Annotated in this window: 17 protein-coding genes; 9 read left to right on the top strand and 8 right to left on the bottom strand. The window is 63.1% G+C overall.

Annotated elements, in window-relative coordinates:
- Positions 1–97 precede the first annotated feature (97 nt).
- The 6 genes from I2H31_RS10910 to I2H31_RS10885 all read left to right on the top strand — a co-directional run bounded on the left by I2H31_RS10910 (position 98) and on the right by I2H31_RS10885 (position 7883).
- The gene (locus tag I2H31_RS10910; protein ID WP_196293064.1) at positions 98–2020 is read left to right on the top strand and encodes an alpha-amylase family glycosyl hydrolase; all 1923 of its coding nucleotides are present in this window, start codon (positions 98–100) and stop codon (positions 2018–2020) included.
- A 49-nt stretch (positions 2021–2069) separates the two neighbouring features.
- A complete protein-coding gene (locus tag I2H31_RS10905; protein ID WP_196293063.1) occupies positions 2070–2504 on the top strand; it encodes a GxxExxY protein in 435 nt (144 codons plus the stop codon).
- Positions 2505–2516: 12 nt separating this feature from the next.
- A complete protein-coding gene (locus I2H31_RS10900; RefSeq protein ID WP_196293062.1) occupies positions 2517–3224 on the top strand; it encodes an SDR family oxidoreductase in 708 nt (235 codons plus the stop codon).
- A 57-nt stretch (positions 3225–3281) separates the two neighbouring features.
- Positions 3282–5102 (top strand): alpha-amylase family glycosyl hydrolase, encoded by a 1821-nt coding sequence (locus I2H31_RS10895; protein WP_196293061.1) that lies wholly within the window; start codon positions 3282–3284, stop codon positions 5100–5102.
- A 92-nt stretch (positions 5103–5194) separates the two neighbouring features.
- Positions 5195–6667, top strand: a complete 1473-nt coding sequence (locus I2H31_RS10890) for an MFS transporter (protein ID WP_196293060.1) — start codon at positions 5195–5197, stop codon at positions 6665–6667.
- Between the two features lie 166 nt (positions 6668–6833).
- Positions 6834–7883, top strand: coding sequence for a glycosyltransferase (locus tag I2H31_RS10885; protein WP_196293059.1), 1050 nt, complete (start codon positions 6834–6836; stop codon positions 7881–7883).
- A 3-nt stretch (positions 7884–7886) separates the two neighbouring features.
- Here the strand turns inward: I2H31_RS10885 and I2H31_RS10880 are convergent, their stop codons facing one another.
- The 6 genes from I2H31_RS10880 to thrA all read right to left on the bottom strand — a co-directional run bounded on the left by I2H31_RS10880 (position 7887) and on the right by thrA (position 16129).
- Complete coding sequence (locus tag I2H31_RS10880) at positions 7887–9185, bottom strand: protoporphyrinogen/coproporphyrinogen oxidase (RefSeq protein WP_196293058.1); 1299 nt, start codon at positions 9183–9185, stop codon at positions 7887–7889.
- A 12-nt stretch (positions 9186–9197) separates the two neighbouring features.
- Positions 9198–10418 (bottom strand): toxin-antitoxin system YwqK family antitoxin, encoded by a 1221-nt coding sequence (locus tag I2H31_RS10875; RefSeq protein WP_196293057.1) that lies wholly within the window; start codon positions 10416–10418, stop codon positions 9198–9200.
- A 50-nt stretch (positions 10419–10468) separates the two neighbouring features.
- Positions 10469–11158 (bottom strand): c-type heme family protein, encoded by a 690-nt coding sequence (locus tag I2H31_RS10870; protein ID WP_196293056.1) that lies wholly within the window; start codon positions 11156–11158, stop codon positions 10469–10471.
- A 72-nt stretch (positions 11159–11230) separates the two neighbouring features.
- Positions 11231–12526: a threonine synthase gene (thrC, locus tag I2H31_RS10865; RefSeq protein WP_196293055.1), complete on the bottom strand. Its 1296-nt coding sequence runs from the start codon at positions 12524–12526 to the stop codon at positions 11231–11233.
- 139 nt (positions 12527–12665) lie between these two features.
- Positions 12666–13598 (bottom strand): homoserine kinase, encoded by a 933-nt coding sequence (locus I2H31_RS10860; RefSeq protein ID WP_196293054.1) that lies wholly within the window; start codon positions 13596–13598, stop codon positions 12666–12668.
- An 86-nt stretch (positions 13599–13684) separates the two neighbouring features.
- Positions 13685–16129 carry a bifunctional aspartate kinase/homoserine dehydrogenase I gene (gene thrA / locus I2H31_RS10855; protein ID WP_196293053.1) on the bottom strand — a complete coding sequence of 815 codons (2445 nt, stop codon included), beginning with the start codon at positions 16127–16129 and terminating at the stop codon, positions 13685–13687.
- Between the two features lie 114 nt (positions 16130–16243).
- On the opposite strand from thrA, the gene prfA reads away from it, so the two are divergent.
- The gene (prfA, locus tag I2H31_RS10850) at positions 16244–17317 is read left to right on the top strand and encodes a peptide chain release factor 1 (RefSeq protein ID WP_196293052.1); all 1074 of its coding nucleotides are present in this window, start codon (positions 16244–16246) and stop codon (positions 17315–17317) included.
- 104 nt (positions 17318–17421) lie between these two features.
- Positions 17422–18960, top strand: coding sequence for a hypothetical protein (locus I2H31_RS10845; protein WP_196293051.1), 1539 nt, complete (start codon positions 17422–17424; stop codon positions 18958–18960).
- 24 nt (positions 18961–18984) lie between these two features.
- Here the strand turns inward: I2H31_RS10845 and I2H31_RS10840 are convergent, their stop codons facing one another.
- Both I2H31_RS10840 and gpmI read right to left on the bottom strand, forming a co-directional pair.
- On the bottom strand, positions 18985–19572 hold the full coding sequence (locus I2H31_RS10840) for a hypothetical protein (RefSeq protein WP_196293050.1): 588 nt from the start codon (positions 19570–19572) through the stop codon (positions 18985–18987).
- Positions 19565–21106 (bottom strand): 2,3-bisphosphoglycerate-independent phosphoglycerate mutase, encoded by a 1542-nt coding sequence (gene gpmI, locus I2H31_RS10835; RefSeq protein ID WP_196293049.1) that lies wholly within the window; start codon positions 21104–21106, stop codon positions 19565–19567. Before gpmI ends, I2H31_RS10840 begins: the two co-directional genes overlap by 8 nt.
- Positions 21107–21344: 238 nt before the next feature.
- Between gpmI and I2H31_RS10830 the strand changes: the two genes are divergently transcribed.
- Complete coding sequence (locus tag I2H31_RS10830) at positions 21345–21698, top strand: DUF4783 domain-containing protein (RefSeq protein WP_196293048.1); 354 nt, start codon at positions 21345–21347, stop codon at positions 21696–21698.
- Positions 21699–21811: the final 113 nt, after the last annotated feature.

Genomic DNA, 21811 nt, shown 5'->3' with positions numbered 1-21811 from the left:
TGCCGCAACTGCATAGTTTGTTGGCATTCTTCTGAGGGCTCACATTGCCAAAATCGTACTTTTGTTGCGCAAACGTTTCCACTAGCTGCTCCGTCTCATGAAAACCTCTCATCTGCTTTTAGCCGCGGTGTATGCGTTGGCCGCCATTTCCCCCACTTCAGCCAAAACGACTGCGCCGCCCGCCGCCACCGCCACAGCCGCAGCCGGCGTCCGCATCGACCCGACGTACTGGTGGGTGGGCATGAAAAACCCCAGGCTGCAGTTGCTGGTGCACGCACCCGGCATCGGCTCAAAAAGGTTGGTAGCCATCGGCCCGGCATCTCCAAAGGCAGCACCTTATGCCGGGGCCCGAATCGAGAGCGTCCAACCAGTCGAGAATCCGAATTATTTGATAGTCAATTTAATCATTGCATCAGATGCCAAGCCAGGCACAATGCAACTGTTCTTCAATACCGACCCCGAGGGCGGGAAAATCAAGGCCAAGACTATAACCTACACCTACGAGTTGCGCGCCCGCAACACCGACCCGCAGCGCACGCAGGGCCTCACGCAGGCCGACTTCATCTACATGCTGATGCCCGACCGGTTTGCCAACGGCGACCCGAAGAACGACGTGGTGAAGGGCACCCGCGCCCCGCGCGTGGCCCGCGACACCATGTATGCCCGCCACGGCGGCGACCTCAAGGGCATTGCCAACCACTTCGACTACTTTAAGCAGCTGGGCGCCACGGCAATCTGGCCCACGCCGCTGGTGGAAAACGACATGCCCAAGGCCAGCTACCACGGCTACGCCGTGACGGACTGCTACAAAATCGACCCGCGCTACGGCACCAACGCCGAATACCAGCAGTTTGTGAAGGATGCGCACGCCCAGGGCCTGAAAGTGGTGCAGGACATCGTGCTCAACCACTGGGGCAGCTACCACCATCTGTTCCTTGACCAGCCGGCAGCCGACTGGTTCCACGCCTTTCCCACGTTCACGCGCAGCAACTACAACGCCTATGCCCTGAACGACCCCTACGGCTCGAAGCGCGACTACCAGTTGTTCAACAACGGCTGGTTTGACACCACCATGCCCGACGTGAACCAGAGCAACCCGCTGGTGGCCACGTACCTGATTCAGAACTTCTTGTGGTGGGTGGAATCGACGGGGCTGGACGGGTATCGAATTGATACCTACCCGTATTCTGACCCGCAGTTCCTGATGCAGTGGGGCAAAGCCATTCAGGAAGAATACCCCAGGCTGGCCATGTTTGGTGAAGCCTGGGAGGGCACTGAGGCCGAGCAGGCTTTCTTCGCCCAGAATATTTTTCCGCCGGTAAACGGCTTTAAGTCGAACCTGCCGGGCGTGCTGGATTTTCAGGTCTGCTTCAGCATTTTGGATGCCCTGAAGACGGAAAACGGCGACCTGAGCAAGCTCTACCACGCCCTGCAGGGCGACTGGCTGTACGTGGACGCTACGCGCAACGTGCCGTTTCTGGACAACCACGACATGAGCCGCTTCTACTCGGTGGTGGGCGAGGATTTTGGCAAGTTCAAAACCGGCATTGCCTGGCTGCTGACCTTGCGCGGCACACCGCAGCTCTACTACGGCACCGAGGTGCTGATGAAGAACTTCTCGAACCCCGACGGCAAGGTGCGCGAGGACTTTCCCGGCGGCTTTGCGGGCGATAAGGTGAACTACTTTGCCTCACGGCCCGGGCAGGCCGGCGAGGCCTTCGACTACGTGAGCAAGCTGGCCAACTACCGCAAAACGCACCCCGTTCTGAGCTCGGGCAGGCTGATGCAATTCATCCCGCAGGACGGCGTGTACACGTATTTCCGGTACTCGGATACGGAGTGCGTGATGGTGATTGCCAACAACACCAAGGAAGAAAAGAAGGTAGACGGCAGCCGCTTCGCCGAGCGCACGGACGGGTTTTCCTCCGGCGTGGAGGTGACGAGCGGGGCGGTGATTTCGGATTTGAAAACGCTGACCGTGCCGGCCCACACGGCCTGGGTGGTGGAATTGCGGAAATAGTGTCGTTCTTGGGTTTTTTAGCCCGCAGAAGACGCAGAGGTTTACGCAGATGACGCAGAAGCACGAGAACGACGTTTCCTACTTGGTGAGGAAGGCGGCTTACACCATTCACCAAGCCCTCGGACCAGGGCTGCTGGAATCGGTGTACGAAACCCTGCTAAGCCACGAGCTGCGAAAGCTGGGACTGCACGTGCAAACCCAGGTGGCTTTGCCCATGCTGTACGACGGCCTGCGGCTGGAAAATGGGTTTTGGATGGACCTGGTGGTGGAGCACAAAGTGGTGATTGAGCTAAAATCCGTAGAAGTTCTGCTCGAGGTTCACCACCTGCAGTTGCTCACGTACTTAAAGCTCTCGGGCCATAAACTTGGTTTGCTCATTAACTTCAACGTGCCCTACATCAAAAGCGGCATCTTTAGAAAAGTGAACGGCCTGGAAGAACCATCTGCGTCTTCTGCGCAAACTTCAGCGCCCTCTGCGGGCTAAAAACCCGAGAACATGACCGACCTCACCGACCAAGTAGCCATCGTGTCCGGCGCCAGCCGCGGCATCGGCCGGGCCATTGCGCTGCTGCTGGCCCTGCAAGGCGCCAAAGTGGTGGCCGTGGCCCGCAGCCAGGCAGAGCTCAACGAGCTGACGCACAAAACCCAGGGCCTGGGCATCGTGGCCGACATTGCCGATGAGGAGGACGCCCGGCACGTAGTGGCCGAAACCCTGCGCCAGTTCGGCCGGCTCGACATCTTGGTGTGCAACGCCGGGGTGGGCTCTTTCAATGAGCTGGAGCATTTCAGCGCCGCCGAGTGGGACCGGATGTTCGACACCAACGTGAAAGGCACATTTCTGCTTTGCAAAGCCGCCGTGCCGCATTTCAAGGCCCGGAAGCGCGGCCACATCGTGGGCATTGCCTCCGACGTGGCCCGGCGCACCTTCGCCCACGGCACGGCCTACGGCGCCAGCAAATTTGCCCAGGACGCCGTGCTGGCCAGCCTTCGCAAGGAAGTGCGCCCGCACGGCATCAAGGTGAGCACCATTTATCCGGGTTTGGTTGATACGTACTTCAACGACACCACGCCCGGCAGCGCGGAGGCCGAGAAAACCCACCTGCGCCCCGCCGACGTGGCCCAGGCCGTGCGCTACGTGCTGGAAGCCCCCGCCCACGTGGTGGTGGACGAGCTGATGCTGCACCCGCTCACGCAGGAATGGTAAGATGGCAAATGAGGAATACCAGGAACGTCATGAAGCAAAGCGCTATCTTGCCGCATCATGAAACAACTGTTGCTGGCTGGCAGCCTCCTCACCCTGGCTGCATTCGCTTTGCCCAACCCGCCCGTGGACAAAAAACGCCCCGCCCCGGACCCCAACACCACCGCGGAAGTGCCCCAGGACAACAAGCTGGTCATTTACCAAGTGATGACGCGCCTGTTCGGCAACAAAGTGGCCCTCAACAAGCCCTACGGCACCATCACGGAGAACGGCTGCGGCAAGTTCAACGACATCACCGACAAAGCCTTAGAGGAAATCAAGAAGCTGGGCGTGAGCCACGTGTGGTACACCGGCGTGCTCGAACACGCCACCATGACGGACTACACGAGCCAGGGCATTCCGGCCGACGACGCCGACGTGGTGAAGGGCCGCGCCGGCTCGCCCTACGCCATCAAGGACTACTACGACGTGGCCCCGGACCTGGCGGTGGTGGTGAAAAACCGCATGCCCGAGTACGAGGCCCTTATCAAGCGCACCCACGACCACGGCCTGAAGGTTCTCATGGACTTCATTCCGAACCACGTGGCCCGCTCCTACAAGTCAGATGCCAAGCCGCAGGGCGTGGTGGATTTGGGCGCCACGGACGACAAAACCAAGGCCTTCGCGCCCACCAACAACTTCTACTACCTGCCCGGCAAGAGCTTTGTGGTGCCGCCCGACTACAACCCGCTCGGCCCCGGCAAAGGCCCGCGCGAAGACGGCAAATACCTCGAAACGCCCGCCCGCGCCACCGGCAACGACGTTTTCTCGGAAGCGCCCAGCGTGAACGACTGGTTTGAGACCATCAAGCTGAACTACGGCGTGGACTACCCGAACGGCCGCAAGCCCTACTTCACGCCCGTGCCCGACACGTGGAAGAAGATGCGCGATATCCTCGTGTTCTGGGCCGGCAAAAACGTGGACGGCTTTCGCTGCGACATGGCCGAAATGGTGCCCGTGGAGTTTTGGGCCTGGGTTATTCCCGAAGTAAAAAAGGTGAAGCCCGGCATCGTCTTCATCGCCGAAGCCTACAACGCCAAGGAATACAAAACCTACTTGGACAAAGGGAAATTCGACTTTCTCTACGACAAAGTGGGCCTCTACGACGGCCTGCGCAAGCTGATGACCGGCACCGGCACCACCGAGGACATCACCCGCGTGTGGAAGGAGGAAAGCAACGGCTTTTCGTCGCGCATGCTGCGCTTCCTGGAAAACCACGACGAGCAACGCATTGCCTCCAAGGACTTTGCCACCGACCCCAAGCGCGCCATCCCGGCCATGACCGTGACGGCTACCCTGGCCAGCGGCCCCGTGATGCTCTACTTCGGGCAGGAAGTGGGCGAGCCCGCCCGCGGCGCCGAAGGCTTCAGCAGCGACGACGGCCGCACCAGCATCTTCGACTACTGGGGCGTGCCCGAGCACCAGAAGTGGCTGAACCAGGGCAAGTTCGACGGTGCCCGGCTCAGCCCCGAGCAGAAAAGCCTGCGCGAGTTCTACGCCCGCCTCCTCACCGTCACGGGCCAGAACGAGGCCCTGCGCAAAGGCCGCTTCTACGAACTGCAGGACGCCAACAACCTAGGCAAGGAGTATGACCAGCGCTATGTCTATTCCTACCTGCGCTACACCGCTACCCAGCAACTACTGGTGGTGGTCAACTTCTCGGCCGACAAAACCTACCGGCCCACCATCACCATCCCGGCCGAGGCCATGACGGCCATGGGCCTGAGCAGCAAAAAATTCTACACCTACACCGACCTTCTCGACACCGACGAGCCCCGCACCGCCCTCAACCTGACGCTGGCGCCGCTGTCGGCCTACATCTTCGAGATTAAGCCGCGCTAACGTTTGCGCTGTGCAACGTAAATCCCTAAATTTGAAGGCTGCGGTGCCCCGGTTTCGGGCGTGTCGCAGCCTTCACCCTTTCTTCTCCCCTCATGGCCGCTCCCACCGCCGCACCCACCACCAGCACCAGCGCCAAGCCGCGCCTCAGCTTCTGGCAAATCTGGAACATGAGCTTTGGCTTTCTCGGCATTCAATTTGGCTTTGCCCTGCAAAACGGCAACATGAGCCGCATTTTCGAAACCATGGGGGCCAAGCAGGACGAGCTGGCGTTCCTGTGGCTGGCGGCGCCGGCCACGGGCTTGCTAGTGCAGCCCATCATCGGCTACTTGTCGGACCGCACCTGGAGCCCGCGCTGGGGGCGTCGGCGGCCGTTTTTCCTCGTGGGGGCCATTTGCGCTTCGCTGGCCTTGGTGGTGATGCCCAACGTTTCGGCCCTCTGGATGGCCGCCGGCATGCTCTGGGTGATGGATTCGAGCATCAACATTTCGATGGAGCCCTTCCGGGCCCTGGTGGGCGACTTGCTGCCCAGCGAGCAGCGCACGACAGGCTTCGGTGCACAAACGTTTTTCATCGGCATTGGGGCCGTGGTGGGGTCCTTGCTGCCCTACATGTACACCAAGTGGGCCCACTTTTCCAACGTAGCGCCCGCCGGCCAGATTTCGCCTTCGCTGAAATACGCCTTTTACACCGGCGGGGCCGTGTATTTCCTGGCCGTGCTCTGGACCGTGCTGAGCACGCGCGAATACCCGCCCGCGGACCTGGCGGCTTTTGAAGAGGAGAAACGCCGCACGGCCGGCTTCTGGCACGGCGTCCGCGAGTCGTTTGCGGGCGTGGTGGGCATGCCCCGGACCATGCGCCAACTGGCCGTGGTGCAGTTCTTTAGCTGGCTGGCGCTGTTTTCGATGTGGATTTACGCCACCCCCGCCATCACCAGCCACATTTACCACACCCACGACACCACTTCTAAGCTGTACAACGAAGGCGCCGACTGGGTCAACGTCTGTTTCTCGGTTTATAACGGGGTTTCGGCCCTGGCGGCGCTGGCCCTGCCGCTGGTGGCCCGCGCCACCAGCCGGCGCTTCACGCACATGCTGTGCTTGGCGCTGGGCGGCCTGGGGCTGATTTCCATCTACTTCATCGGCGACATCCCCATCGAGCAAACCACGACCCTTAATCTGTTCGGCGCCCACAGCTTCCGGGTGGCCGAGCTGGCCCTGCTGGTGCCCATGCTGGGCGTGGGCGTGGCGTGGGCTTCCATCCTCTCGGTGCCCTACGCCATGCTGGCCGGGTCGTTGCCCAGCAACAAAATGGGGTACTACATGGGCGTTTTCAACTTTTTCATTGTGCTGCCGCAGATGGTAGCGGGCGTCACGCTGGGCTTTTTCACCAAGCACGTCTTCAGCGACAACGCGGCCCTCACCCTCGTGCTCGGCGGCGTGTCGATGATACTCTCGGGCCTGCTCACCTTGCGCGTGCACGACGCCGACGACGTGCGCCTGCCGGCCCAGGAATCCGCCGAAACCCTCGGCTACGACGCTCTGGCCCCGGCCAACCCGGAAGTGTAATTGCGTAGTTCCGCTGCGTATTTGTACTGGCTGCCAGTAGCAAAACCCGCATTTACCCCGGCAACGGCCGCTAGCAGCTTCCGCGTATTCCAGGAATCTACCATTCCGGTTTCGCATGCTGCTGGCGGCTGTCTTCTTTGGGGTCTTTTTTGGAATATGTGCGGGCGTGCTGTGCCTGCTACCGCACCGCCGCGTGCGGCGCCGGGCCGGGCGGCCGTTTCGGCCCCGCGTCAGCATCCTGGTGGCGGCCCGCAACGAGGAAGCCCAGATTGAGCGCTGCCTGCGCTCGCTGGCCCGCCTGAACTACCCCAGCGGCCGCCTCGAAATCCTCATCGCCGATGACGGCTCGACCGACGAAACGGCCGCCATCGTTGCGGCTTTTATTAAAGACAAGCCGCAGTTCCGGCTGCTGCACATCGCCAAGCCGTTGGGCACCGCCCGGGGCAAAGCCAACGCGCTGGCCCACCTCTGCCGCGCCGCCACCACTGACTACTTCCTGTTCACCGACGCCGACATGGCTCTGGCGCCCGACTGGGTGGCGGGCATGCTGGCCGCGCTGGCGCCCGGCGTGGGCGTCGTCACAGGCATCACCACGGCTTGCGGCGGGCTTTTTGGGCGCTTGCAGGGGCTCGACTGGCTGTTTGGCCTCAACCTCATCCGGCTGCTGGCCGACCGCGGCCTGCCCGCCACCGCCGTGGGCAACAACATGCTGGTGACCCGCGCCGCCTACGAAGCCACCGGCGGTTTCGAGGCCCTGCACTTCCGCGTGAGCGAAGACTTGCAGCTGTTCCAGGCCGTGGTGGCGCGGGGCTACGGCTTCCGCAACCTGTGCGAGCCGCGCGTGCTGGGCGTGTCCTTGCCCCAGCCCACGGTGCGGGCGCTGCTGGAGCAGCGCAAGCGCTGGATGAGCGGCGCGGGCACCCTGCCGTGTTACCTGGCCGGGCTGTTCTGGCTCTACGGCGCGTTTTACATGGTGCTGTTCTGGCCCGGTTTTCTGCCCCTGGAATGGGTGGCGGGCGTTTATTTCCTGAAAATCGGGCTGCAAACCGCTTTTCTCTCGGTCACGCTGCGGCAGGCCGGGCGGCGCGAAAGCCTGAGCACGCTGCTGCTCTACGAACCCTACCTGTGCTTCATGTCGGTGCTGGTGCTGGGCTACGTGCTCTGGCCCCGACCGGTGGAGTGGAAAGCGCGCCGCTACGTGTGGGCTGAGGCCTAGAAGCTACTGCGCAATCAGCATTTCCGCCACTTCGCGGCCGGTGGCCAGCGCGGCGTTGAGCGACGGGTACGCGGCCCAGTCGCCGCAGCGGTACAAGCCCTCGGCCAGCTTCAGGGGCTGGCGCACGGGCTGGCCGGCCAGGTACACCGGCAGCGCCGCCGCAATGCGGTAGCTGCGCAGGTGTTCCCACTGCCGCGCCGCCGGCCCAAACCACGCCACCAACTCTTCGCGCACGCCGGCCGTTACTTCGGCCTCGGAAAGGCTGCGCTCGCCGTGCGTGCTGACGGAAACCAGCGCCCGGCCGGCCGGGGCGTAAGCGCCGCTCACGTCGGCCGGGAAGGCCACGTTGTGGGCCAGCGCGCGGGATGACGCATTGAGACGCAGCAGCTTGTCGTTGCGGCCCGGCGAGTGGCCGCCATTGGTGGCGAAGTAGTTACAAGTGGTGATGCGCGCTGCTGTGGGGAAACTTGCGGCTTCGGCGCTCGCGGCGTCGGCGCGGCTGCCGCTGCGGCCGGCCAGCAGGCGCAGGCTCGTCAGGCCATCGGTGGCCAGCACGATGCCGCTGGCATCCAACACCTTGCCCGACGTAAGCCGCACCTGCGTGCCGTCGACAATGGCGGCCACGGGCGCGTTGAGCTGCACTGTGCCCGCAGGCAGCCGCGCCGCCAGCTGCTCGGGCAGCTGCTGAATGCCCAGGGCCGGCACGGCCGCTTCGCCGGTCACGAACTGCTGGAACACGAACTCGAAAAAGTTGCTGGCCGTGGTCAGCTCCCGGTCCAGGTACACGCCGCCGAAAAAGGGCTTGAAAAACGAATTTATCATCTGCTCGCTCCAGCCGTAGCGCTGCAGGAACGTGAGCGTGTCGGTGGCCGGGCGGGCCAGCAGTTCCTCCGGCGTGCACTTCAGCACGTGGCGCACCAAGCTGAGGATGCGCAGCTTATCGGGCAGCGTGCCAATGGGCGATGCCAGGGCCGAAAACGCCGCCAGTGGCCGCTGCAACGGGTTTTCCAGCGTGGTTTCGTGGCCATCGGGCATGCGGATGACGGCGCCCGAGCGAAAAGCCTTCAGCTGCAGCGCGCCGTAGTCGAAGATGCGCCGGGCCTCGGGGTAATTGGTTTGCAGCACCTGAAAGCCGCGGTCGAGCCGAAAGCCTTCGGGCGTCACATCCGTGCGCACGCGGCCGCCCACGGCGTCGGAGGCTTCGAGCAGCAGCACGGGCCGGCCGGCGCGGTGCAGCCAGGTGGCGCAGGCCAGCCCGGCCATGCCGGCCCCGATGATGATGGTAGGTGTGGGGTGCTGCATAGCTTCAAACAGTTACTTCGTTGTTTTAGGCATTACGTCGGGCGGGAGCGGAAAGGCCACATTGGCTTGCAGGCTGCTTTGTAGTTGGCTGCTATACATTTTCAAGATAATACGCACCTGGCCAGGCACTGGCCGGCCGTTTACGGTGGCCGGGTGCCAGGCCCCCAGCTCGCGCATAATCGAAGCAAAAGCATTGCTCAGCCCCCCCGACTCGGACGTGAAATTGTGGAGCTGGCCTTGCGCATCCACCTCGGCTGTGACCACCGTGCTCTGGCCGTCGGTGCGGGGCATCCACTGGGTGAGGTTGTTGAACCTCGACAAGCGCATGAGGATTTCGCGCTGGTAGGTGCTGGGGTCGCGGGGCGGCGTGGGCTGCACCATTATCATCGCAGCGTAGGCCGCCCGGCTGGCCGCGGCTGCGGCCGCCAGTTGCGCCCGTTCCTCACAGCTTTTGCCCAGATGAAACGGCTCAATTGAAGCGGAAACGTCGGCAACGCGGGGCCCCAGCAACGACTGGGTCTGGTACTTTTTAGGTTTTCCGACCACACCGATGTACTGCCGGCCTTCCTGCAAACGCCCGCCGCGGTAGTCTTCGGCGGTCAGCACCTGCTTATCGAGCAGGCTGCGGCGCTCCCAGGTGCCTTCCATCAGCCCCGCGGCCACCCGCCCGCCGGTGCGCGTGGGGAGCGTGCCGCCGGTGCTCTCCTGCCAGGTGCCCGCCCCGGCGCTCACCCGCTGCTGCCCCGTCGAGTCCCAATACGCCACTATGCGCAACGGCCCCTCCGCGGTCAGCTCCAGCGTTTGCCAGGGCCGGCCGTTGGCGTACCAGTACTTCCAGGTACCCACCGGCTGGCCCTGCGCAAATTGTCCGCTCACGGCCAGCTGCTGGTTTCGATAGTGCTGCTCGTAGGGGCCCATTCGCTGGCCGGCAGCATACTGAACTTTGGTCAGCAGACTGTTATCGGGTAGGGCGTAGTCCCGCACCTCGCCCAGAAAAGTGCCGGAGGTGGCGTCCATTCGGCTTTCGCGCCGGATAGCGGCACAGGTGGGCGGCGTTAGCGCGTACTGCGCATCAAAAAACATGTGCACGCTGTCGGGCCGAATCAGCTTCACGCATTCGGCCACGGTCAGCGGTTTTTCACTCGTTTGCGCCTCCGCCACCGATACCGAGGCCACGGCAATGCTCAACAGGCCGCCAGCTGCCGCCCGCGGAACAGAAATCAGGGTAAGCATCGCGCTACGAGAATTTAACTGGAAAAGCTGATTGATGGTGAAAGTACTCCTCAAAACAGCTTGGGCAGCTTGTGCTCCTTCCATTTTTTGCGCGTTTTCATGGTCCAGAATTCGGCCACGCCGTCGCGGCGCAGGCTGAGCTGCCAGGCGCCCACGGGCTGGCCCAGGCGGTAGCCGGTGGCCTGGTCCTGCGGAAACTGCTTTTTGAGGAAGGCGTAATCGGCGGGTGCGATGTCCGGGCCCACCTCGCCGTGGCAGCGCAGACATAGCGTATTGTTGAGCACAATGGGCTGCTGGTAGAAAAACACTTCCTGCGACTCGCGCCGGATGGTGCGGGTGGTGTCCGGCGTCATTTCCGCCGCCGGCAGCACGCCCTGGTTCGCAGGGTTGCGCGGCCGCTCGCTCACGCGCCGGGCCGTGGCCTTGAGCACACGGGCCAGGGAATCGACCGCGCCGTAGGTTTCGGGACGGCAGAAGGCGGCGGCCCGGGCCACGCCGCCCGCCGCCAGCTCGCGGGCCAGCGTGCGGCGCAGCAGCGTGTCGGCCGTGGCCGTGAGCGAGTCGCCGGCCCAGCGCGTGGCGCGCAGCAGGTCTTTGGGCAGAATGCGTTTCACCTCCCAGTTTTCAGCCTCGATGCCGATGCGCTTGCTGTCCTTGAGGTGCTCCACCTGGTCGGGGCGGCAGGCGGCGACGCTTAGCAGCACCGCAAAAAAGAGGAGGTTGGGCAGCAGGTTTTTCACGCGCAAGGGCAGGGGTAGTTGAAAAGCGGTGCAAAAGTAGCCGCCGTTAAAAAACGGCCACGCCGGGCGTTACTACAGCAAAAAGGCTTTCAGCGCTTCGAAGTCAACCGCCAGGGGCACGCTTCGTTTGGCGCGGCCCTGCAGGGCCTGCACCACCTCGGGCAATTGCACGGCGTGGCCGAGAATGGGCTCTACTACGTTGGGGAACTTCACCGGGTGAGCCGTGGCCAGTATCATGCCCCCGGTCTCGCCGTGTTCGGCCTGGTAGCGGCGCAGCGCCGTGTAGGCCACGGCCCCGTGCGGGTCGAGCAGGTAGCCGTGCTCGTTCCACACCTGCCGAATGGCGGCCACCGTGTCGGCGTCGCTCACGGTATCGGCGCCCAGGGCCGCCCGCATCTTGGTCAGGTCGTTGTCAAAAAGCTCCAGAATGCGCACGAAATTGCTGGGGTTGCCCACGTCCATGGCGTTGGAAAACGTGGGCACGGCCGCCCGCGGCGTGAAGGTGCCGGTGCGCAGGTAAGCAGGCACCGGCTCATTGGCGTTGCAGGCCGCAATGAAATGGCCCAGCGGCAGCCCCGAGGCCCGCGCCAGCAGCCCGGCGCAAATGTTGCCGAAGTTGCCGCTGGGCACCACCACCACCGGCGGCGCGGCGCCTTCGGGCCACTGCTGCGCGGCAAAGCAGTAGTAGAGCTGTTGCGGCAGCCACCGCGCCACGTTGATGCTGTTGGCCGAAGTGAGGAAGCGCCGCTTGGCCAAGTCCGCGTCCTGAAAGGCCTGCTTCACCAGCGCTTGGCAGTCGTCGAACGTGCCCTGCACTTCCAGCGCCGTAATGTTCTGGCCCAGCGTGGTGAGCTGCTGCTCCTGCACCGGGCTCACCTTGCCGGAGGGGTAAAGAATGACGACTTCCACGCCCGCCACGCCCAAAAAGCCGCTGGCCACGGCCCCGCCGGTGTCGCCCGACGTGGCCACCAGCACGGTCACGGGCGGCGTGTCGCCACGCTGGGCGAAGTAGCCCAGGCAGCGGCTCATAAACCGCGCCCCCACGTCTTTAAACGCCAGCGTGGGGCCGTGGAACAGCTCCAGCGCCGCCACGCCCGCCGCCACGGGCACCAGCGGAAACTCAAAATCCACCGCCTCGGCGCAGATGCCGTGCAAATCGGCCGCCGGGATGGCATTGCCCACGTAGGGTTGCATTACGTTCAGGGCCACGGTGGCCTTGCTCAGGGTGCGCAGCTCGCGCAGGAAGCCGGGCAGAAGCTTCGGAAGGGTTTCGGGGAAATACAGGCCGCCGTCCGGCGCCTGGCCGGTGACGGTGGCCGTGCGAAAATCAACCCGCGGCGACTGGTGGCGGAGGCTGTAGTATTTCATTTTATTGTTTGTGTCCGCTCTTCATAATGTTCTGTCATCCTGAGCACAGCGAAGGACCTTCTCACGCGCCAATCATCAAGACCAATTACTCCGATTTGATAAAGTCCCTCGCTGCGCTCAGGATGACAGAGCGTTTTAGCTATTCCGCCGAAACCACCCGCGCCCCTTCCGTGGCCACCGGCCCTACGTAGACGTTGAATTCAATGCCAAGTTCGGCAAAGACCGGGCCCATGGCCGCACCCACCGCCTGCGCCGTGGCCTCGGTCCGGTTTAGCATGAAAATAGACGGCCCCGAGCCCGAAATGCCGCCCCCAATGGCCCCCGCGGCCAGCGCCCGCTGGCGGGCCTCAGCCAAACCCGGAATGAGCGGCAACCGCGCCGGCTCCACAATGTAGTCGTCCAGCGAACGACCTATCAGCTCATAGTCAGCGGTTAAAAAGCCCGCCACCAGCCCGGCCACGTTGGCCCACTGGCGCGTGGCCAAGCCCAGCGATACTTCCCGGGGCAGCACTTTACGCGAGTCGCTGGTTTTTACCTCAATCTGCGGATGCACCACGGCCACCCACAGCGGCGGGGCTGTCAGGGCCACGATGTCGATGGCCGGCTGCAGGGCCCGCACCACCGTGAAACCGCCAAAAACGGCCGGCGCAATGTTGTCGGCGTGCCGCGCGCCGGAAGCCACGGCCTCCCCTTCCATCGCGAAATCGACCACTTGCATCTGGCTGAAGCGGTTGCCCAGCAGCGCATTGGCGCCCACCACGGCGCCCACGGCGCTGGCCGCGCTGCTGCCCACGCCACTGCCCGGCTTGATGCCTTTGGTGATTTCCAGGTCGAAGCCAATGGCGTCGGGCGCGGCTTTCAGCAAAGCCAGCAGCGCCACACCAGCCACGTTTTGGGCCGGGTCGGTGGGCAGATTATAAGGGTCAAGATGCTGAATGCGCACGCCGGGCGTGGCACTGCGCGTGACGCGCACGGCATCATAAGGCGCTTCGAGGGCGAGGCCGAGCACATCGAAGCCGCAGCCGAGGTTAGAAAGCGTGGCGGGGGAATGAACGAGGACGGAATCAGGCATAAAAAGCAGTAGCGCGAACTTTGTAGTTCGCGTGGCAGAACATCAATCGTTTCGGTGGCGTGGGGACGCGAACTACAAAGTTCGCGCTACAACCTAGCGGCCCTAATAATATCCGCGAACACGCCCGAAGCCGTGACCTCCGCGCCGGCTCCCGCCCCCTTCACCACCAGCGGCTGCTCCACGTAGCGGTCGGTATAAAAGAGCACCACGTTGTCTTTGCCGCGCAGGTCGTATAAATCATGCCCTGGCGCCACGGCTTGCAGGCCCACGCCGGCACGGCCCTCGGCGTAGCGCGCCACAAATTTCAGGCGCTGCCCGGCCGCGGTGGCTTCGTCATACAAGGCGCGGAAGTGGGTTTCGTGCGCGGCCATTTGGGCGTAAAAGGCCTCCACGTCGCCTTCCAGACACGCTGGCGGCAGGAAGCCTTTGATTTCGATATCTGCCATTTCCATCACCTGCCCGGCTTCGCGGGCCAGGATGAGAATTTTGCGGGCCACGTCGGCGCCGCTCAGGTCGAGGCGCGGGTCGGGCTCGGTGTAGCCTTCGGCCTGGGCCTGGCGCACCACTTCGGCGAAGGGCCGGGTGCCGTCGTAGTGGTTGAACACAAAATTGAGCGTGCCCGAGAGCACGGCTTCCATGCGCCGCACCACGTCGCCGCTGCGCGTGAGGTCGTTGAGCGTGCCGATGACGGGCAGGCCCGCGCCCACGTTGGTTTCAAAAAGGTAGCTGGCGTTGAATTCCTTGGACAGGCTTTTCAGGCGGGCGTAGTGGGCGTATTCCGACGAGGCCGCCACCTTGTTGCAGGCCACCACGGCCACGCTTTTCTCCAGCAAGCCGGCGTAGATGCCGGCCGCCGCCGGGTTGGCCGTCACGTCCACAAAAATGGAATTGCGCAGGTTGCGGCCGATGATGAATTGGGTAAATTCTTCCAGCGACTGCGCCGGCGCTTGGGCCAATTCCGCCGGCCAGGCGGCCAGGTCGAGGCCGTTTTCGTTTACCAGGCAGTGGCGGCTGTTGGCAATGGCCACCACGCGCACCTGCAGGCCCAGCTTTTCGAGCAGGTAGGGCTGCTGCCGAGCCAGCTGTTCGAGCAGCTTGCTGCCCACGTTGCCGGGACCCAGGATGAACAGGTTCACCTGCTTCTTGGTGGCCTCGAAAAAAGCCTCGTGCAGCACGTTGATGGCTTTGCGCACGTCGGCAGCGCGGATTACCGTCGAGATATTCTTCTCCGAAGCGCCCTGCGCGATGGCTCGGATGTTCACCCCGTTTTGCCCCAGCGCCCCAAACAGCTTGCCGCTGATGCCGGGGTGGTCCTTCATGTTCTCGCCCACCAGCGCCACGATGGCCAGGTCGGTTTCGGGCCGCAAGGGCTCGATGCGGCCGGCCGCAATTTCCGTGGCAAACTCCTCGTCCACGGCTATTTTGGCTAAGCCGGCATCCTGCGCGTTTACGCCCACGCAGATGGAATGCTCCGAGGAGCTTTGGGTGATGAGAATCACGTTGATGCGCTCGCGGGCCAGGGCTTCAAACAGCCGCTTCGAGAAGCCGGGGATGCCCACCATGCCGCTGCCTTCGAGGTTGAGCAAAGTCAGGTTGCCGATGCTGGAAATGCCCTGCACCACGGCCGGCGTGCGCGGCGGCGCCACTTCCACCAGGGTGCCGTAGTCGTCGGGCGCGAAGGTGTTTTTAATCCAAAGCGGGATGCCGCGCTGCATCACGGGCTGAATGGTGGGCGGGTAGAGCACCTTGGCGCCAAAATGCGACAGCTCCATGGCTTCCTGGTAGCTGATGCGGGCAATGGGCCGGGCGCTGCGCACCAGGCGCGGGTCGGCCGTCATCATCCCGCTCACGTCGGTCCATATTTCCAGCTTCTCGGCATCCAGCGCGGCGGCCAGCAGGGCGGCGGTGTAATCGGAGCCGCCGCGGCCCAGTGTGGTGGTCGTGCCGTGGGCATCGGCGGCGATGAAGCCGGGCACTACCCAGATGTTGGCGTTGGTTTTGGCTTTGAAGTCAGCTACTTGCTTTTCGGTCGCCGCCATGTCCACCTCGGCCGTGCCGAAGCGGGAATTGGTGCGAATAAGCTGGCGGGCGTCGGCCCACACGGCACCAAGCCCGTGCGCCTGGGCGGCGCTGGCAATCAGCCGCGACGACAGCAGCTCGCCGTAGCTCATGAGCCGGTCGAGGGTGCGGTTCGACAGCTCGCCGAGGGCAAAAATGCCGTTGCAGAGCTGCTGCAAGCCATCAAATTCATTCTGAATCAACGCAATGGCAGAGTGCTCGGCATCGGCGCCCAACAGCTCGTGGGCGGCGCTTACGTGCCGCTCTTCCAGCTGTTGCAGCGCCTCGCGGAAAGCCTCATCGCCCAGCGCCGCGGCGCGGCCGGCGCCAATCAACGCATCCGTCGTGCCGCTCAACGCCGACACCACCGTCACCACCGGACCTTGCTCCGCCGCCTTCGCCACAATGGCCAGCGACTTCCGGATATTCTCGGCGGAGGCCACCGACGTGCCTCCGAATTTTAACACTTGCATAAACTCAGGCCGCCGCGCGGCTGTTGGGTTACGATGCTGAAGGAACGCCCCGCCGACATAGCGGTGTTTAGATTCAGTATCTTTGCAAACTACTGACTAAATACCGAACACCCGATGCTGGATAAATTAGAAGCCATCAATCAGCGTTACGAAAACGTGAACGAGGAATTGATGCAGCCCGACGTGATGTCGGACTTGAAACGCTATAAGGCCCTGAACAAGGAATACAAGGAACTGGGCAAGATTGTGGCCGAATACCGCAACTACCAGCAGGTGCTCAGCAACATCGAAAACGCCCGCGAAGTCATCGCCACCGAGAAAGACCAGGACTTCCGCGAAATGGCCAAGCTGGAGCTCGACGAGCTGCAGCCCGAGCAGGAGCGCCTCGAAGAAGTTATCAAAGACCTATTGCTGCCCAAAGACCCCAACGATTCCAAGGACGTCATCATGGAAATCCGGGCCGGCGCGGGCGGCGACGAAGCCGCCATTTTTGCCGGCGACCTGCAGCGCATGTACATGCGCTTCGCCGAAAAGCAGGGCTGGAAAATGGAGTTGATTGACGCCATGGAAGGCACCGCTGGCGGCTACAAGGAAATCATCGTGGGCGTGCGCGGCGAGGACGTGTACGGCAAGCTCAAGTTTGAATCGGGCGTGCACCGCGTGCAGCGCGTGCCGGCCACCGAGACCCAGGGCCGCATCCATACCAGCGTGGCCTCGGTGGTGGTCATTCCGGAAGCTGAGGAATTCGACATCGAGCTCAACATGAGCGACATCCGCAAGGACTACTTCTGCTCCAGCGGCCCCGGCGGCCAGTCCGTGAACACGACCTACTCGGCCGTGCGCCTCACCCACCTGCCCACCGGCCTCGTGGCCCAGTGCCAGGACCAGAAGTCGCAGCTCAAAAACTTCGACAAAGCCCTGGCCGTGCTCCGCTCCCGCGTGTACGAAATGGAGCTGGCCAAGAAGAACGAAGCCGACGGCGCCGTGCGAAAAAGCATGATTGGCGGCGGCGACCGCTCGGATAAAATCCGCACTTACAACTACCCGCAGGGCCGCGTGACCGACCACCGCATCGGCTACACGGTGTATAACCTGGCCAGCGTGATGGAAGGCAACGTGGACGACTTCGTGGAACAGCTCCGCCTGGCCGAAAGCGCTGAGCGCCTGCAGGAAGGCGTGACCAAGTAAAAAAGCCAACCGAAACGAAAGCGCCGGCAATTGCCGGCGCTTTTGCAATTTTTTCCGGTTTCATCGTTTGGTAGCGGCCCCTGCCCGCAAACCTGTTATCCCTCATGCGCCACCTCTTCCCGCTGTTTATTTTTCTGAGCTGCCTGCTCACCTTCCTGCCCGGCTGCGAGCCCAAGGAAGACCTGATTCAAACCTCGGGCAGCCTGGAGATGGGGCAGGACACGGTGCTGTTCGACACGGTGTTCACCACCATCAAAACCGTGACCAAGCGGCTGTGGGTGTACAACCGCAACAGCGGCGCCGTGAAAACGGACGTGAGCCTGGCGGGCCTGGCGGGCAATACCTACTCGCTGATTATCAACGGCGACGCCGGCCCAGCGGTGAGTGGCATCACCATTCGCGGCAACGACAGCCTGCAGGTGCTGGTGCGCGCCACGCTGGGCGATAACGGGCAGGCCACCGCGGCCAAGCAGTTTTTGGTAACCGATGAAGTGCATTTCCGCACCAATGGCAACGACCAGAACGTGAAACTGGTGGCCTATGGCCAGAACGCGTATTTCCATCGCGCCGATATCATCCGGGTAGACACGACCTGGCCCGCCGACAAGCCTCACGTCATCATCAACAGCCTTTACAAGCAGACGGCTCCTAATCCGGATGTGATGGTGGGCGTGTACGTAGAAGCAGGCGCCACGCTCCGGATTGCGCCAGGCGCCAAAATCTATTGCCACGCAGGCGCTACCATTCAGGTGAACGGCACGCTGAAAATCAATGCTGCCATAACGCCCGCACCGGGCGACACCACGGCCGCCAAACAAGCCACCGTGCGCTTCCAGGGCGACCGGCTGGAAGCGGGCTATTCGGACATTCCCGGCCAGTGGGGCGGCATTTTTTTCACCTCGACCAGCCATGACAACGTCATTCGCTACACCGAAATCAAGAACGCCAATTTTGGCGTGTCGCTGCTGAACGTAGAAAACCGCAGCCGGCAGCCCAACCTGCTGCTGGAAAATGTGGTGCTGCGCAACATCTCCGGCGACAACCCCAACTACGTGGGCACGGGCCTGCCGCCGGGCGGCATCGTGGGCGTGCTGAGCAACATCACCGCCACCAACTGCCTGCTCACCAACTGTGGCGAGTACGCCGTGTTGGGCTACGGCGGCCGTTTCAACTTCAATTTCTGCACCTTCGCCAACTACACGCCCGCTTTCCGCCGCGAAACCTCCGCACTTACCTTCTCCAACGCCCTGGAGGACGCCGACGGCAATACCCAGAAGTTCCAGACGGATATCACCCTGACCAACAGCATTGTGTGGGGCTCGTACGAAGACGAACTGTTTCTACAGAACAGCTCCGACCCGACCTACCGCCTCAACATCACCAACAACCTGCTGCGCACCACCGAGTACCAGGCCGCCACCAACGCCACCAACAAGCCCGGGCTGGGCGCCCCTGGCCTGGGCAACCTCGTCGCCGTGCAGGACCCGCTGTTCAAGCGCACCCCCATCAGCAGCGGCAAGCCCGACTATCGGCTGCAGGACACTTCGCCGGCCAAGAATCGTGCTACGGGCAGCAAACCCGCTGTCGACCTTTCGAACCTGCAACGCTCCCGGGCCACCACCAGTTGGGGCGCCTACGACTAACACTGGGCTTCACGCCTCGGAAGGTTACTGCACCTGCCCGGCCGCCGAGTAGCGCAACGTATCAAACAGCACCAGCTTTTGGGTGCCTTGCACTTCGTAGCTGCGCAGCTGGCCGTTTTCGAGCCGGAATCGCAACTGCTTCTCCGCCGAAAACAACGGGTTATTCTGCACGATGGTGGCGGCCACTTCCTGGGGCATCGCGCCCTGCTGCACCACCGTCAGGCGGGCCACCGGGGCATTGGGCTGGCCGGGGCGGCGGGTGTAGGTGCGCCGGAGCCCGCCCCCGGGCAGCGCCACCGAATCCACGGCGTAGGCGCCGCGCAGGGCGGCTTTGTTGATGTCGGCCTGGAACAGAATCTGCAGCTCGTCGTTCCATTTCACGGCGGGCACGCGCACGGTTTCCGTGGCCCCGCCGCGCAGGCTCACGCGCTTGGTCACGGCCGCGTGGCGCTGGTCCAGCTGCTCTACCTGCCGGGTCAGCAGGCCTTTCACGTCGAAATACAGTGGGCGCCGGGCGGCGGGGGCGGCCGGGCCCGCGTCGCTGCAGCCCGCCAGCAGGCCCAGGCCGCTCAGCACCAACGCCCCAACCCAACCACGACCGCCCTTACGCATTCGACACTGCGGGACGAAGGATGCTCTGGCCCGTCATTTCCAGGGGTTTGGGCACGCCCATCAGCTCCAGAATGGTGGGCGCTAGGTCGCCAAGCTTGCCGTCGGCCAGGGCGCCGCGGTAGTCATCGTCGACCAGGATGCAGGGCACCAGGTTGGTGGTGTGCGCGGTGTTGGGCGAGCCGTCGGCGTTGCGCATGTACTCGGCGTTGCCGTGGTCGGCGATGATGATGCTGGCGTAACCGGCGGCCCGGGCGGCTTCCACCACGGCGCGGGCGCAGGCATCGGTGGTTTCCACGGCCTTCACCACGGCCTCAAACACGCCGGTGTGGCCCACCATGTCGGGGTTGGCAAAGTTCAGGACCACAAAATCGGCCGAGCGGGCCTGCAGCTCCGGTATCAGGGCGTCGCGCAGGTCGGCGGCGCTCATTTCGGGCTGCAGGTCGTAGGTCGCCACTTTGGGCGAAGGCCGCAGGATGCGCTTTTCGCCCTCGAACTCGTTTTCGCGGCCACCCGAAAAGAAGAACGTGACGTGCGGGTACTTCTCCGTTTCGGCAATGCGAATCTGGGTTTTGCCATGCGCGGCCAGCACCTCGCCCAGCGTGTTGTTGAGGTTGTCTTTCTCGAACACCGGCGTCACGCCCGTAAAGGTGTCGTCGTAGTTGGTCAGCGTGAGGTAGTGGAGGTTGAGGCGGTGCATCTGGAAGGCGTTCATGTCCTGCTGGGTCAGCACCTCCGTGATTTCGCGGCCGCGGTCGGTGCGGAAGTTGAAACACAGCACCACGTCGCCGTCCTGAATGGTGGCCAGCGGCTGGCCGTCGGCGCCGGTTTTCACGATGGGCTTCAGGAATTCATCCGTCACGCCGTCCTTGTACTGCTCCTGCACGCTCTGAATGAGGTTTTGCGAGGGCGTGCCCACGCCGTTCACCAGCAGGTCGTAGGCCACTTTTACCCGTTCCCAGCGGCGGTCGCGGTCCATGGCGTAGTAACGGCCCACCACCGAGGCGATTTTGGCGCCGTTGCGCTCGTTGTGCTGCTCCAGGTCGTTGATGAAGCGCACGCCGGATTTGGGGTCGGTGTCGCGGCCGTCGGTGAAGGCGTGCACGAACACGCGGCGCACTCCGGCTTCGTGGGCAATGGTGCAGAGGGCCTTCACGTGGTCGATGTGCGAGTGCACGCCGCCGTCGCTCAGCAAGCCAATGAGGTGCAGGGGCTTGTCGTTGGCCGTGGCGTACTCAAACGCTTTCACCAGCGCGGGCATCTGCCCCAGCTTGCGCTCCCGGATGCTCTTGCCGATGCGCACCAGCTCCTGGTCGACCACCCGGCCGGCCCCGATGTTCATGTGCCCCACTTCGGAGTTGCCCATCTGGCCCTCGGGCAAGCCCACGGCCTCGCCCGAGGCCTGCAAAGTGCTGTGCGGATACTGCTGCAACAGCGCGTGGTAGAACGGCGTATTAGCGGCGTCCACTGCCGAAACGGCCGTATTAGGGGCAATGCCCCACCCGTCCAAAATCACCAACAAAACCTGCTTATTCATGGCGCGAAGATACGGCCGGCCCGCCCATGGGTTGGAATTATCTACCTTCGCAGTTGCTTGCCCTTGTTTTTCTTTCCATTAAGTTTACGAGCAAACTTTCCGGGCCCAATGCGGGGTTCGTTTTCTATCCTGGCACCATTTTCGCTTGAAATCAGTCGCGTATGACGCATTTATTACCCCGATAATGAAACGCTATTTGTTTAGAACGTTATTCTTAAGCTGGATATTCCTCTTGGGCATGGGCGCGGCTCATGCGCAGGCTGATAACCTGGCGGCCGTGCGCGCCGCGTTGCGCAACGGTTCCTCCCGCGAGTTGTCGCAGTACTTTGCCCCCACCGTAGACATTGGTTTTGACGGTCAGCACCAGAGTTATAATTCGACCCAGGCCGAGATTGTGATGAAGGACATCTTCGCCAAGAACGCGCCCAGCACGTTTGAGTTTATCCACCAGGGCCAGAGCGGCGAAGGCATTCAGTACGCCATCGGGCGCTACACCGGCAAGAGCGGCACCTACCGCCTGTACGTGAAGCTCAAGCCCTCCCGCGGCGCTCCGCTGATTGATACGCTGGATTTCACCAAAGAAAAAGAATAAGAAAAGCCCCGACCTGATTAGGCCGGGGCTTTTTCGTGGGTTCGGTGGGCAGGCCCGCCCGGGAAAGAACGGTCAGGTCGAGCGCTGTCGGGACCTGACGTTTGCTATATCAT

The sequence above is a fragment of the Hymenobacter ruricola genome (genome assembly GCF_015694525.1).
Lineage (GTDB): Bacteria > Bacteroidota > Bacteroidia > Cytophagales > Hymenobacteraceae > Hymenobacter > Hymenobacter ruricola.
Note: the sequence above shows the minus strand (reverse complement) of the source record. Positions and strands in the feature narration are given on the sequence as shown.

Excerpts from the sequence above, each read along its gene's own strand:
- I2H31_RS10910 (WP_196293064.1), top strand. The coding sequence starts at position 98 with ATGAAAACCTCTCATCTGCTTTTAGCCGCGGTGTATGCGTTGGCCGCC.
- I2H31_RS10905 (WP_196293063.1), top strand. The coding sequence starts at position 2,070 with ATGACGCAGAAGCACGAGAACGACGTTTCCTACTTGGTGAGGAAGGCG.
- I2H31_RS10900 (WP_196293062.1), top strand. The coding sequence starts at position 2,517 with ATGACCGACCTCACCGACCAAGTAGCCATCGTGTCCGGCGCCAGCCGC.
- I2H31_RS10895 (WP_196293061.1), top strand. The coding sequence starts at position 3,282 with ATGAAACAACTGTTGCTGGCTGGCAGCCTCCTCACCCTGGCTGCATTC.
- I2H31_RS10890 (WP_196293060.1), top strand. The coding sequence starts at position 5,195 with ATGGCCGCTCCCACCGCCGCACCCACCACCAGCACCAGCGCCAAGCCG.
- I2H31_RS10880 (WP_196293058.1), bottom strand. The coding sequence starts at position 9,185 with ATGCAGCACCCCACACCTACCATCATCATCGGGGCCGGCATGGCCGGG.
- I2H31_RS10875 (WP_196293057.1), bottom strand. The coding sequence starts at position 10,418 with ATGCTTACCCTGATTTCTGTTCCGCGGGCGGCAGCTGGCGGCCTGTTG.
- thrC (WP_196293055.1), bottom strand. The coding sequence starts at position 12,526 with ATGAAATACTACAGCCTCCGCCACCAGTCGCCGCGGGTTGATTTTCGC.
- I2H31_RS10860 (WP_196293054.1), bottom strand. The coding sequence starts at position 13,598 with ATGCCTGATTCCGTCCTCGTTCATTCCCCCGCCACGCTTTCTAACCTC.
- thrA (WP_196293053.1), bottom strand. The coding sequence starts at position 16,129 with ATGCAAGTGTTAAAATTCGGAGGCACGTCGGTGGCCTCCGCCGAGAAT.
- prfA (WP_196293052.1), top strand. The coding sequence starts at position 16,244 with ATGCTGGATAAATTAGAAGCCATCAATCAGCGTTACGAAAACGTGAAC.
- I2H31_RS10845 (WP_196293051.1), top strand. The coding sequence starts at position 17,422 with ATGCGCCACCTCTTCCCGCTGTTTATTTTTCTGAGCTGCCTGCTCACC.
- I2H31_RS10840 (WP_196293050.1), bottom strand. The coding sequence starts at position 19,572 with ATGCGTAAGGGCGGTCGTGGTTGGGTTGGGGCGTTGGTGCTGAGCGGC.
- gpmI (WP_196293049.1), bottom strand. The coding sequence starts at position 21,106 with ATGAATAAGCAGGTTTTGTTGGTGATTTTGGACGGGTGGGGCATTGCC.
- I2H31_RS10830 (WP_196293048.1), top strand. The coding sequence starts at position 21,345 with ATGGGCGCGGCTCATGCGCAGGCTGATAACCTGGCGGCCGTGCGCGCC.